The following is a 13,895-nucleotide window of genomic DNA, read 5'->3' on the forward strand; positions in this document are numbered from 1 at the left end:
TTTCTTTTCTTCCTTTTTTCTTTTTTCTTTCCATGTGTTTATTCTGTGTAAATTAGCCATTACCAATCAATTAAATATTAACTAAATGAAAAAAATTACCTTATTATTACTTGTTTTTTTTATGTTTTGGAAAGTTGATGCCCAAGTGGGTATTATTCAAAGTTTTCCAAATACAACTACCCCGACAGGATGGGATATCGGTTCTGGCGGACTTTCTACTAGCCAAGCTTGTGCAACCGCTTCATGGAGAGGAAATGTTTATAATTCAACTGCCAGAATTCTTACTTCTGAAACGCAAATTTCAAATGGACAAGATTTGGCAATTTCTTTTGATTATAAAATTGTCGATTGGTCTGCAGGAACAGTAGCAACCACTCCTTATAATGGAACTATTACAACACAAGTTTCTATCGATAATGGTGCAACTTGGACTGTAACTGCAGGTGTTATTAATAATTCCAATCATATCGTTGGCAATACCTGTAGAACAGTAAGTTATGTGGTTCCAGGAGCAAGTGTTCCAAATGCTTCAAATGTTAAAGTGAGATGGAATTGTGTATATGGTACAACAGGCGATTATTATGTGTATATAGATAATATTTCGGCAACACAACCTACTTCAAATCCACCACTTTGTACAACTATAACATCTCCATCAAATGGAGCTATAGATGTAGCTAATCCTTTAATTGTTTGGAATTCTGCATCTGGAATACCTACAGGATATAGAATTAGTGTTGGTACTTCGCCAGGAGCAACAGATGTTTTAAATAATTTTGATGTAGGAAATGTTCTTTCTTATTATTTAGCAAATTTAGAAGGTGGAACTACATATTATGTTAGAGTTTTTCCATATAATGCAAATGGACAAGCGACAGGATGTTCAGAAAGTAATTTTTCTACTTGTGATGTAATAACTGTTCCTTATACTGAAGAATTTGAAGGAATTACTACAGGTGTTCCTTCATGTTGGGGGATTGCTGGTACTACAACTACAGCTGGATATCATTTTTCAAGTTTTGCTACTGGTAACACTGGTAGAGGATTACGTTTTGATTCCTATTTTAATGCCAATGGAAATACTTCTGAACTAACAACTCCTGTTATAGATGCTACATCTGTTTCAACATTACGTTTGAAATTTTATTACAAAAATCCAACAGGAGGAAATTTTGAAGTATCTGTGTCTACAAATGGAGGTTCAACATATACATTATTAGAAACGGGTTTAACAGGTGCAGCTAACTGGACTTTAAAGAGTTATGTGTTAACGAGTTATATAGGTGCTAATCTTAAAATCAAATTTAAAGGTACAAGTAACTATGGGAATGGTGATGCTTACATATATTTAGATGGCGTTGTTTTAGAAGAAATTCCTGTTACATTACCTTCATGTACAACTATTACTTCACCATCAAATGGAGCTCTGAATGTTTCAAACTCCACAGTAGCATGGCTAGCAAACGTAGATGCAACAGGTTACAGAATTAGTGTAGGTACTTCACCAGGAGCAACAGACGTTTTAAATAACTTTGATGTTGGAAATGTATTATCTTATTATTTAGCAAATTTAGTAGGAGGTTCTACTTATTATGTTCGTGTATTTCCTTACAATACTTTTGGTCAAGCAACAGGATGTGCTGAGATTAACTTTACAACTTGTGATGAAGTAGGTGACTTTTTTGAAAATTTTGATGCATTATCAGGTACAAATTTAATTCCTGAGTGTTGGAGTAGAGTTTTAAGTAATGGAGTTAGTTCTTTTGCAACTGTTGGAACATCAACAACTAATTTTAGCGCTCCATATAGTATTTCATTATACAATTCAGATTCACCATCTACATCAAATATAATGTTGGTTACTCCTTATATTAACAACTTAAGTGCAGGAACAAATAGACTACGTTTTGTAGCTAGAAATTCAACAGCTACACAAGATATTATTGTTGGTACTATGAGTAATCCAAGCGATGCTTCTACATTTACACCCTTTCAATCAGTAGATATCAATACGACTTTTGCTCAATATATTGTAGATTTTACTTCTTATGCAGGTACTGATAAGTATATAGCAATAAAAAGGTTGTCAACTTCAACTTATACATATGTTTATTTAGATAATGTAATTTGGGAAGCAATTCCAGCAACAGCTCCAGTTTGTGCTACGAATGTTGTGGCAACTCCAAATGCTACTTGTGGGAATTTTGCTAATACTATTACATGGAATGCTGTGGCAGGTGCTGATGGATATTATATTTCAGTTGGAACAACTCCGGGAGGAACTCAAGTAGCTAACAACGTTAATTTAGGAAATGTTTTAAACTATTCTTTCTCCGGAAATGCAGCTACTACTTATTATTTTACTGTTATTCCATTTAATGCGATAGGAAGTGCAACAGGTTGTACAGAATCATCTTTTACAACAAATGCTAACGGTTGTTATTGTGATTCAGTTCCCACTTCAAATGATGGTAACGGTATTACAAATGTTCAAATAGGTTCTACAAATTTCCCAACAGGTGATGTTATGTATTTTGATCATACTGCTACAGTAGTTGATTTAGCACAAGGAATTAACGCCAATGTACAAGTAACTTTTGCTACAGGATATACATATAATACAAATATTTGGATTGACTTTAATGATAATTATACTTTTGAACCTTCTGAATTGGTTTATCAAGGAGAATCTTTAGTTAATAATCCAACAACTTTGAATGCTTCGTTTGTTATGCCAGCAGGTGCAACTTTAGGTCAACATAGAATGAGAATTGGTACTGCTGATGACGGACAATTAATACCTAATCCATGTTATTCTGGTTCTTGGGGTGTTACTTTAGATTTTACAGTTAATATTACAACGGCTTCTTGTACACCTCCAACGGTTGCTTCTTCTACAATTGTTCCAAATTGCGTAAGTAATCAATATAGTGTGCAAGTAAATGTTACAGCGTTAGGTAATGGAACACCAGTAATCACTGATGGTACTACTAACTGGCCAGTATCTTCAACAGGTGTTATAACTGTGGGACCATTTACCAGTTCATCAACGGTATCATTAAACTTATTACATGGTTCAGACGCAACTTGTAATTTACCATTGGGTAATTTTGTTTACTATTGTCCTCCAACAAATGATACTTGTGCAACAGCAATCCCAGTAACTTGTGGTTCTGTTGTTACGGGGTCAACAGCTAATGGTGCATCGAATACAGGTGGTAATACTGCTGCCGATGTATGGTATTCTTATAGTGGAGCTGCTGGAGCTGTAACTGTTAGTTTGTGTAATAATACGTCTTATGATAGTTATTTAAGAGTTTATGATGCTTGTGGTGGTACTGAAATAGTATTTGATGATGATTTTTGTAATACACAATCTAGCGTAACTTTTACTGCAAATGGTACTTCTACTTATTATATCATGGTTGAAGGATATGGTAGCAATACAGGAACTTTTGAAATGGCAGTTAACTGTGTATTAAGTAATGAAAACTTCAATAATTCTAATTTCTTAGCTTATCCAAATCCAGTTAAAGATGTATTAAATTTATCTTATACTTCTGAAATTTCTTCGGTAAGAATTATTAATATGATTGGTCAAGAAGTAATTTCTAGAAATGTGAATGCAAATTCAACACAAATTGATATGTCTCATTTAAGTGCTGGTGCATATATTGTAAATGTAACAGTAGGAGATACGACTAAAACTTTGAAAGTTGTTAAGCAATAAATTTAAATTAAGTTAATAATTAAAGTCCCGATTATCGGGACTTTTCTTTTTATTGTATTTTTTTACTGATAATGTAAGCCTCATATAAATTAGCCAACTTCTATTTAAAATCTTTAAAATTTATGTAGGTTTGTAAAAAAATAATAAGATGTATTTTTCCTTTATTGTTCCTGTTTACAATCGACCCGATGAAATTGATGAATTGCTTGAAAGTTTAACTAAATTTTCATCATCAATTCCTTTTGAAGTAGTAATTGTAGAGGATGGTTCTACAATTCCCTGTCAGGAGATAATCGAAAAATATACTAATTCATTAACTATTTCCTATTATTTTAAACCTAATTCTGGACCCGGAGATTCTCGTAATTACGGGATGAAATTAGCTAAAGGAGATTATTTTATAATTCTTGATTCAGATTGTATTATTCCATCGGATTATTTATCACAAGTTGAGAAAAGTTTAAACGAAGAATATGTAGATTGTTTTGGAGGTCCAGATGCAGCATTGGATTCTTTTTCGGATATTCAAAAAGCAATTAACTTTACAATGACTTCATTCTTAACAACTGGTGGAATTAGAGGAGGTAGCGAAAAAGTAGATAAATTTCAACCACGAAGTTTTAACATGGGATTATCAAAAAAAGCTTTTGAAGCTTCACATGGTTTTGGTAATATTCACCCGGGAGAAGATCCAGATTTATCAATCCGATTATGGAATTTAGGATTTAAAACAAAGTTAATTAAAAACGCTTTCGTATATCATAAAAGAAGAATTAGTTGGGAAAAATTTCAAATACAAGTAAATAAGTTTGGGAAAGCTCGACCTATTTTAAATTCATGGTATCCAGAATATGCAAAAATCACTTTTTGGTTTCCAAGTTTATTTTTAATTGGTTTTGTTTTTTCTGTTCTATTTACAATTTTTAATTTTCCATTTTTTATAACTCTTTATGGGTTTTACTTTTTGCTTTTATTTGTAAGTTCCTTTTTATCCAATAAAAGCTTGAAAATTGCGTTATACTCTTTATTAGCTACTATAATTCAATTTTATGGTTATGGTAAAGGATTTTTACTTTCATATTATAAAGTTTCAATTTTAAAGCAAAAACCTGCTGAAGCATTTCCTGAGTTATTTTTTAAAAAATAGTCATGACAAAAATAATTGGTTTAACAGGCGGAATTGGAAGCGGAAAATCTACCGTTGCAAATTATATTGCTTCAAAAGGAATCCCAGTTTACATTGCCGATGAAGAGGCTAAAAAGGTAATGGAGCAAGAGGATGTAAAAAAGAAAATTCAAAATTTGTTTTCAGAATCTGTTCTTAATGAGGACAATACTCTTAATCGTAAAAAAATTGCCGATTTTGTTTTTAATGATCCAAAAAAGTTAAAAGAGTTAAATGCCGTTGTTCACCCCGAAGTACATCTTCATTTTAAAAATTGGTTAAATGAGCATAAAAATTATCCTTATGTAATTAAAGAAGTTGCTATTCTATTTGAAACCGGAGGGAATAAAGATTGTGATAAAGTTATTTTAATTACTGCTCCTGAGGAACTTAGAATTGAAAGAGCAATGAAACGCGATAATTTAACAAAAAAGGACATTTTAGTTAGAATTAATAATCAATTATCTGAGTCAAAAAAGAAAGAATTGAGCGATTTTGTTGTAGAAAATATAAATTTAAGCAATACTTTCTTAAAAATAGATGAAATTCTTAAAATATTAGCAAAAATATAATATTTTGTTCATATGTTAATCTTTGGTTAATACATTTTAACAATAAATGTTAAAATGTTAAATTTGTTTCGATGAATAAGTCAAGGTTTAGATTATTGGTCTTTTTAATGAGTTTGTCATTAATTGGAATCATTTTAGTCCAATTGTATTGGATTTCAACTTCGTTGGATAAAAATGAAGAAGAATTCAAGTACCACGTTCAACAAGTTTTAGGAAATGTTTCCAATACTATTAAAGAAAAGGAGCTAGTAGCTTTTTATAATCATTATAACAAAATTATTGATAGTACCGGGAAAATTCCAAAAGAAGAAGAACTAAAAGAAATTTATTTCTATGAGCGAAATAAAAAGACAAATGAAACCATAATTTACACCAATACTTTAGTTGCAGAAAACTATGGTATTAATGGTTCGTTCTTTGATAAAAATGCTAATTCAATAAATTTTGGAAATGTAGTTTCTAAGAGAAAAACCGAAATTTATAATGGTAACTCCATTAATGACGGGAGTTTACAAATGCGTTCTTTTCCAGATGTTACCATGAAAAAATCAGGTAGTGTTTCAAGTTTGGATAAAGCTAACTTTGAAGTAGCTTTTAAAGACGTAGTTTCTTTAAAACCTTTACAACAAAGAGTTTCAACAGAACAACTTGGTAAATATTTAAAAGAAGAACTTCATAAATACGGAGTAAAAACTCCTTTTGAATTCGGAATTTACAGTAATGGTTTGGCTACCAAAGTACGTTCGGAGAATTTTAAATATGATATCAATACCACTTACGGAATTCCCGTTTTTCAAGACAATGAAGGAATGTCTAAGTATCAATTATTAGTTAGTTTTCCACACAAAAATAAATTTGTTTTCTCTTCTTTAATAGGAATTTCAAGTTTGTCATTATTGTTTACGTTGGTCATTGTTTTAACTTATTCAAGTGCGTTAAATCAATTAATCAAGCAAAAGCAAATTTCTGAAATCAAAACAGATTTCATTAATAATATGACACATGAGTTTAAAACACCTATTGCAACCATTAACTTAGCTTTAGATGCTATTAAGAACCCAAAAATCATTGAAGATAAAGAAAAAGTACAGCGTTATCTTCAAATGATTAAAGAAGAAAATAAAAGAATGCACGCTCAAGTTGAAAATGTGTTGCGAATTTCGAAACTAGAACGAAATGAACTCGATATTTCAAAAGAGCCAAGAGACGTAACTGAAATTATTGAAGATGCAATCGAACACGTTAGTTTAATTGTAGAAGATAGAGAAGGAGTAATACATCAGCATTTTAATGCACAACGAAGTACAATTCTGTTAAACGAAGTGCATTTTACCAATGTATTAGTTAACGTGTTAGATAATGCTATAAAATATTCGCCAAACGCGCCTGTAATTAATGTTTTTACCGAGAATATCAAAGATTTTATTCTGATAAAAATTCAAGATCAAGGTGCTGGAATGAGTAAAGTAGCACAAAAAAGAGTTTTTGAAAAATTCTATCGTGAACACACGGGAGATTTACATAATGTAAAAGGGCATGGGTTAGGATTAGCCTATGTAAAACAAATAGTTGAAGACCATAACGGACAAATATTTGTAGAAAGTGAAAAAGGTAAAGGAAGTATCTTTATTATAAAAATGCCATTAATAAATTAAAAAAATATACACACAATTACTATGGAAGCAAAGAAAATATTATTAGTTGAAGATGATCCAAACTTTGGTGCGGTATTGAAAGATTATTTAATGATAAATGATTTTGAAGTTACGTTAGCTAAAAACGGAATGGAAGGTTTTGAAAAATTCAAAAAAGATACTTTCGATTTATGTATTTTAGACGTAATGATGCCATACAAAGACGGATATACTTTAGCAAGAGAAATTCGTGAGAAAAATCAAGAAGTGCCAATTATCTTTTTAACAGCAAAAACATTAAAAGAAGATGTTTTAAAAGGTTATAAAGTAGGTGCTGATGATTATCTAAATAAACCATTCGATTCAGAAGTTTTATTGGTAAAAATCAAGGCTATCATTCAAAGAAAGGCAACTGAAGTTAAGCCTGATACTACTAAATTTGAATTCGAAATAGGTAAATTCCACTTGAATTCTAAATTACGTTTCTTAACGTATCCAGGTCAAGAACCAATTAAATTATCACCAAAAGAATGCGAATTATTAAAAATGTTAGCCCTTCACGAGAACGATTTAATGCCAAGAGAATTAGCATTAACAAAAATTTGGAGAGACGATAACTACTTCACTTCAAGAAGTATGGACGTTTACATTGCTAAATTGAGAAAATTCTTAAAGCAAGATGAAAACGTAGAAATCTTAAACATTCACGGTGAAGGTTTTAGATTAGTAATCAAAAAATAGCAAAAAAAGTCCTGAACTACTTCAGGACTTTTTTTATTTAATAATTTCTAAAGCGTAACAAATCTTATCATCTTTAGAAATAATGTACGTATTTTCATTTTTCGAAATCACCGCTTCATCATTCCAATTCAATTCTTTTAAAAAATTCATTTCAAAACCTTTAATGTGTTGTTTTAAAACAAATTTTCTATCCATCGTGTTCAAACACCATTCTAAATATTTTACGTTGTTAGCGTGATTTACAATATCCAAATCGGATAATTGTACTTTATAATCCAACACTTTCTTAAACGGAACATCTAAATTAATACGCTGAACCGATTTTTCAGTTGCGCTATTTCCTGGATATTTTATAAAATGTTCGTGAGGCAAAGCTAAATTTTCAGGTCTTCTAATTTGCGTATTTAAAACGGCCCAATACGTTTCGCACCCAGCTAATTTTTCATCACCGCGATACAATTCTAAACAACGTGTCGAACGTGAATTTTCTAACGATTTTATCCAAGTTTTTACCGTAATTTTTTCTTTCCATTTCGGTAAGCTAATGACTTCTAAACGCATTTTACTCATTACCCAAGCTTGATGATGTTCTTGCATATCGCTAAAACTGATTCCGCCTAAATCAGCATGAATTCCCGCTGTGATTTGAAAAATATTACACAAATCAGTATATTTCAACAAACCATTTGGATAGCATTGCAGAAAATTGATTTCGTATTCTTGTTCTAAAATGGAAGTAAAGTTGGGTGAAATGGGCATTTTAATTTTTTTATTTTTGGGACACAGATTATAAAAGTTAGAGAAATTTTAATAATTTAAATTTTTTCAATCAATGTTCCTTTATTGTTAATTGTATTTTGTATTGATTTTATAATCTCTTTTTTATCTGTTAAATAATCAAACCAACTCACGTTTTCGGTTCGTTTAAACCAAGTGATTTGCCGTTTAGCAAAACGTCTGGTATTCATTTTAATTTGTTCGATGGCGAAATCCAAAGCGGTTTTTCCATCGAAAAAATCGAATAATTCTCGGTAACCAACGGTTTGTAATGCATTCAAATGTTTATTTGGATAAAGTGATTGTGCTTCGGCTAAAAGTCCTTCATTTAGCATAATATCAACACGCTTGTTAATTCTATCGTACATTATTTCTCTATTCGCTTCTAAGCCAATGATGATAGAAGTGAAGTTTCTCACATTTTTTCGTTTTCCAATAAAACTCGAATAAGGTTTTCCTGTTCCCAAGCAAACTTCTACAAAACGTTTCATTCTTTGAGGATTTTGTAAGGTTTGCGGATTTTCAGTTTGTAATTTTTGGTAATATTCAGAATCTGATTTTTGTAATTGTTCTTGCAAATATTCAATTCCTAACGCATCATATTTAGCATTAATTTCAGTCCGAACCGAATCCTCAATATCTGGAAAATCATCAAAACCTTTCAATACAGCATCCACATATAATCCCGAACCACCAACCATAATTTGAATATTATTTTTCTGAAATAATTCGTCCAATTTAGCCAAAGCGTCTTGTTCAAAATCACCTACCGAATAACTTTCAAAAATTGATTTATTTTGGATAAAATGATGCGTAGCTGCGGCCAACTCTTCATCACTTGGAACAGCAGTTCCAATTTTCATTTCTTTAAAAAACTGACGACTATCGCACGAAATAATATCGCACCCAAAATGTTTTGCTAAAGCAATGCTCAAAGCTGTTTTTCCAATAGCTGTTGGACCAATAATGGTGATGAGATAGTTCATTTTATAATTCGTTTCCGCAGTCCTGACAATATTTTGCATTAATTAGATGTTCGTGACTGCCACAATTTTGACATACTTTTTTGTCGCTTTCTCTAGTTTTAGTTGTGTTTTTTGCAATTTCTGCTGTAATAATTCCGGTAGGAACTGCAATAATTCCATAACCCATAATCATTACAAAAGAAGCAATAAATTGTCCTAACGGAGTTATTGGAGTAATATCACCAAATCCTACAGTAGTTAACGTTACAATACACCAATAAATTGAAACAGGAATACTAGTAAATCCTGCTTCTTCCCCTTCTACAACATACATAACAGCACCAATAATGATGCAACTAATCAAAATAAAGTACATGAAAACCAAAATTCTTCCGCGACTAGCAATTATCGATTCGCGTAAATGAACGGATTGACTAGAGAATTGAGGATGATTTAATATTTTAAATAATCGTAATAATCGTAAGGCTCTGATTACTGTAAATATACTTGTTCCCACAAAGAAAAAAGATAAATACATTGGTAAAATAGCTACTAAATCAATAATTCCGTAGAAACTAAAAATGTAATTGATAGGTTTTTTAATCGTGATAATTCGTAAAAAATATTCAATCGTAAAGAAAATCGTAATAATCCATTCTGATACTAAAATGAAAGCGTGATATTTTTCATTAAATTCTTTTACGGTTTCAAGCATCACTAATAAAACGCTCAGTAAAATTAAACCCAAAAGAATTAAATCAAACAATCTACCCGCAACTGTATTCGTTCCGTAAATGATGATATGAGCTTTCTGTTTAAAAATTTCGTATTTCGACTTAACTTCATTCATGAAAACAAAATTAAGCAATTAAAAACGAATTATTTTGTAAACCTTGTTTTTGCGTAAATAGGTCTGAATAATCGTTTTGGTATCGCGATTATGTTGCATTGGAATAATGATATTTTTCAAGATTTCAATGTTATTTACTTGATAATTCAAATCGTAAAAGCAATAGCCTTTGTAAATGCCATTTTCAATTAGTACCGCCGTTCTTTCATCGTAAGTTCGACCTCGATCTAAAATTACCATATTGTTATCTTCAAACGAATTTTCTTCTATAAATTCAAATACACGTTCATTATAACTTTCAGGATTTTCTTCACCTAAGCAAGCACCATTACATTCTTTAATTTTGTATTGAAAGCAACCATTTTGGGTTTCATATAAACCATTTATTTTTTGGCATAGATTGTATTTCTCGGTAATCTTAAACAATGCATTTTTTCCTTCTTGAAAAGAAGTAAAGGAAGTGATTTCTTTTTTTCTTCCATCAGCTTTTTCAACGGTTAAAGCGATGTATCCTTGTTCATTTTTATGCTGATACAACGCATATTGAAAAATACTTTTGCGTTGGGCTCTATTGTATATAGGTTTATTGATTTTGATTTCTTCACTTTCTTTTAAAAGCGCAATCAATTCGCTTCCCGTTTCTTCAAAAGTTACGGCATAAACATCACGTTGTATTTTTTTACATTTACTTGAAGTACCAGTAAAATGCTGGTTGACACGTTTTTTGATGTTTTTACTTTTCCCAATGTAAATCAAATCACCGTTTTCATTATGAATGTAGTAAATACCTGTTTTGGAAGGCAAATTCTCTACAATATCCAATAATTTTGGAGACATTCCTGATTTGATTTCGGTTTTGATGAAACTTTTTACAATTTCTTTTTCAATGTCTTTAACCAACAACATTTTGAATAATTTCACCGTAGCCAACGCATCGCCACTGGCACGATGTCTATCTGCCATAGGAATTCCTAGCGAACGCACAAGCTTACCTAAACTATATGATTCTTGGTCTGGAATTAACTTTTTTGCTAATTCCACCGTACAAAGCGTTTGTTTTTTAAAATCAAATCCTAAACGTCGGAATTCTGTTTTTAAAATTCGATAATCGAAAGATGCATTATGTGCTACAATAACACAGCCATCAGTAATTTCTATAATTCTTTTAGCAACTTCATAGAACTTTGGCGCACTTCGTAGCATAGCGTTATTAATCCCAGTTAACTTTACAACAAACGGTTGTATCGGTTTTTCGGGATTTACAAGGCTAATGAATTGATCAATTACCTCATGACCATCAAATTTATAAATGGCGATCTCGGTAATACCTTCTTCATTGTATTGCCCTCCAGTGGTTTCTATGTCGATGATTGCGTACAAAATAGTTTATAGTGTTCAGTCTCAGTTTTCAGTTAATTGGCACAACTTGTCCCGAATTTCGGGATTGACAAATTGCCTTATTGATAATTTCTCGTTCCAAAGATACTACTTCCAATTCGAACCATCGTGCTTCCACATGAAATTGCAAGTTGATAATCGCCCGACATACCCATTGATAAGATAGAGACGTGATTAATCGCGTCTTTACGAGTGGCAACATTATCAAAAATCGTTTTTAGATGTTTGAATTCTTTTTCGATTTGGTTTTGGTTTTCTGTGAAGGTTGCCATTCCCATTAAACCTACGATTTTGATGTTTTTATAGTTTTCCTTATTATGCTGAATTTCATTCAAAATCTCATATAATTCTTCTTTATCAAGACCAAATTTGCTTTCTTCTTCCGCAATGTAAACTTGTAACAAACAATCAATCACACGATTATTTTTTGCGGCTTGTTTGTTGATTTCTTGCAGTAATTTCAAACTATCAACACCGTGAATCAAACTCACATAAGGCGCCATGTATTTGACTTTATTGGTTTGCACGTGACCAATCATGTGCCATTCAATATCTTTTGGCATGACTTCCCATTTTTCGGTCATTTCTTGGATTTTGTTTTCTCCAAAAATACGTTGACCAGCATCGTAAGCTTCCATTAAATCCGCTACAGGTTTGGTTTTTGAAACCGCTACTAAGGTAACGTTTGCTGGAAGTTGGGATTTAATAGTATTGAGGTTCTTAGAGATTGACATTGTTTTATTTTTTTGGAACGCGGATTTAAGAAATTAATAAAATTTTTAAAATTATTTAAATCTGTGTTTCTAAGACTTGATTACTTATAATTATAGTTCATACACCACCAAACCACTTCTAAACTTCGGTTCGATATAGGTTGATTTTGGAGGCATTATTAAATTGTTATCGGCTAAGGCTTTGATTTCATTGATATCGGAAGGGTAGAGCATAAAGCCCACTTCAAATTCGCCTTCGTCGATTAAATCTTTTATCACGGATATCGATTGTTTTCCTGGAATGTAATCGATACGTTCGTCGTTGCGTAAATCTTCAATTCCTAATAATGGGAATAGCACTTTGTCGTATAAAATTTGGGCGTCTAAATTGTCTAAAATAGACTTCTCGACTTCGCTCGAAATGACATGACTGTTGTGTTTGTAGAATAGCGCGTAAAAACTACCATCTAAGTACATTCCAAATTCAAACTTATTTTGAGGTTTCCAAATTTCTTGATCTTTGGTAACAATAACGAAATGTTCCGATAATTTTTTAATGAAAATTTCTTTCGACAACCCATTTAAATCGCGAATCAATCGGTTGAATTCGTAAATTTTGACATTACTTTCGGCAATTAAGAAACTCATGAAATAATTCAGATTTTCGTTGCCCAAATGTTTGTCTTGCTCGAACAACAATTCCGCTGAAGCCGAACGATGATGTCCATCGGCAATGTATAAATTAGGAATGTTTTCGAAATGTTCTTGTAACCAATCGATTTCACTTTGGGTATCAATTTTCCAAAGTGTGTGTTTTTCTTTGTTGGTCGTCGAATATTCGTATACCGGTTTGCTCTGTTTTCGTAACGTAATAAAGGTGTTGATTTCTACACTGTCAGGATACGTTATTAAAACGGGTTCCGTGTTAAAATTAGTTTGATGCAAATAATCTTTGAACAATTCCACTCGGTATTGCAGCGTATCTTCGTGTTTTTTGATGACGTTATTTTGGTAATCTTTAACTGAAGTTCCCGCAATTATTCCAGTAAAAGTTTGTCCTTTTGACTGGATTTCATACAGATAAAAAACAGGATGTTCTTCTTCAATAAGAATTTGGTCGTGTTTGAAATCTTGATATTTATTAGCAACGGCTTTAAAACGCTTTTCCAATGACACTTTTTGCGCATTAGCATAAGCAGGATGAATCACATGCAAAAACGAATACGGATTGAAATCCAACCAAGCAGCAAGCTCAGCCGAACTGTAATCGTCATACGTTCTACAGGTTACCAAAGCCACTTTGTCTGGCGCTGGTCGTACTGCTTTGAAAGGTTTTATTTTAGCCATATT

The 13,895-nt window shown here is 31.7% G+C and carries 11 protein-coding genes; 5 read left to right on the top strand and 6 right to left on the bottom strand.

Annotated elements, in window-relative coordinates; all coding sequences use genetic code 11:
* Window positions 1-85 precede the first annotated feature (85 nt).
* The 5 genes from V7P59_RS08485 to V7P59_RS08505 all read left to right on the top strand — a co-directional run bounded on the left by V7P59_RS08485 (window position 86) and on the right by V7P59_RS08505 (window position 7,842).
* Window positions 86-3,730, top strand: a complete 3,645-nt coding sequence (locus V7P59_RS08485) for a GEVED domain-containing protein (RefSeq protein ID WP_333809728.1) — start codon at window positions 86-88, stop codon at window positions 3,728-3,730.
* A gap of 148 nt (window positions 3,731-3,878) precedes the next feature.
* On the top strand, window positions 3,879-4,877 hold the full coding sequence (locus tag V7P59_RS08490; RefSeq protein ID WP_333809729.1) for a glycosyltransferase: 999 nt from the start codon (window positions 3,879-3,881) through the stop codon (window positions 4,875-4,877).
* Window positions 4,878-4,879: 2 nt separating this feature from the next.
* Window positions 4,880-5,467 (top strand): dephospho-CoA kinase, encoded by a 588-nt coding sequence (gene coaE / locus V7P59_RS08495; RefSeq protein ID WP_333809730.1) that lies wholly within the window; start codon window positions 4,880-4,882, stop codon window positions 5,465-5,467.
* Window positions 5,468-5,538: 71 nt separating this feature from the next.
* On the top strand, window positions 5,539-7,122 hold the full coding sequence (locus V7P59_RS08500; protein ID WP_333809731.1) for a sensor histidine kinase: 1,584 nt from the start codon (window positions 5,539-5,541) through the stop codon (window positions 7,120-7,122).
* A 21-nt stretch (window positions 7,123-7,143) separates the two neighbouring features.
* Window positions 7,144-7,842 (top strand): response regulator transcription factor, encoded by a 699-nt coding sequence (locus V7P59_RS08505; protein ID WP_333809733.1) that lies wholly within the window; start codon window positions 7,144-7,146, stop codon window positions 7,840-7,842.
* A gap of 33 nt (window positions 7,843-7,875) precedes the next feature.
* Here the strand turns inward: V7P59_RS08505 and V7P59_RS08510 are convergent, their stop codons facing one another.
* The 6 genes from V7P59_RS08510 to V7P59_RS08535 all read right to left on the bottom strand — a co-directional run bounded on the left by V7P59_RS08510 (window position 7,876) and on the right by V7P59_RS08535 (window position 13,892).
* Entirely contained in the window at window positions 7,876-8,601 is a 726-nt protein-coding gene (locus V7P59_RS08510) for an acyl-[acyl-carrier-protein] thioesterase (RefSeq protein ID WP_333809735.1), read from the bottom strand.
* A gap of 56 nt (window positions 8,602-8,657) precedes the next feature.
* Entirely contained in the window at window positions 8,658-9,605 is a 948-nt protein-coding gene (miaA, locus tag V7P59_RS08515) for a tRNA (adenosine(37)-N6)-dimethylallyltransferase MiaA (protein WP_333809736.1), read from the bottom strand.
* A gap of 1 nt (window position 9,606) precedes the next feature.
* Window positions 9,607-10,434, bottom strand: coding sequence for an ion transporter (locus tag V7P59_RS08520; protein WP_333809738.1), 828 nt, complete (start codon window positions 10,432-10,434; stop codon window positions 9,607-9,609).
* Window positions 10,435-10,452: 18 nt separating this feature from the next.
* Window positions 10,453-11,814 carry an exonuclease domain-containing protein gene (locus V7P59_RS08525; RefSeq protein ID WP_333809739.1) on the bottom strand — a complete coding sequence of 454 codons (1,362 nt, stop codon included), beginning with the start codon at window positions 11,812-11,814 and terminating at the stop codon, window positions 10,453-10,455.
* A gap of 77 nt (window positions 11,815-11,891) precedes the next feature.
* On the bottom strand, window positions 11,892-12,566 hold the full coding sequence (locus tag V7P59_RS08530; protein ID WP_333809740.1) for a YggS family pyridoxal phosphate-dependent enzyme: 675 nt from the start codon (window positions 12,564-12,566) through the stop codon (window positions 11,892-11,894).
* Window positions 12,567-12,656: 90 nt separating this feature from the next.
* Complete coding sequence (locus V7P59_RS08535; protein ID WP_333809741.1) at window positions 12,657-13,892, bottom strand: DUF1015 domain-containing protein; 1,236 nt, start codon at window positions 13,890-13,892, stop codon at window positions 12,657-12,659.
* Window positions 13,893-13,895 lie beyond the last annotated feature (3 nt).

Origin of the sequence: Flavobacterium sp., assembly GCF_036782315.1 — a bacterium.
Lineage (GTDB): Bacteria > Bacteroidota > Bacteroidia > Flavobacteriales > Flavobacteriaceae > Flavobacterium.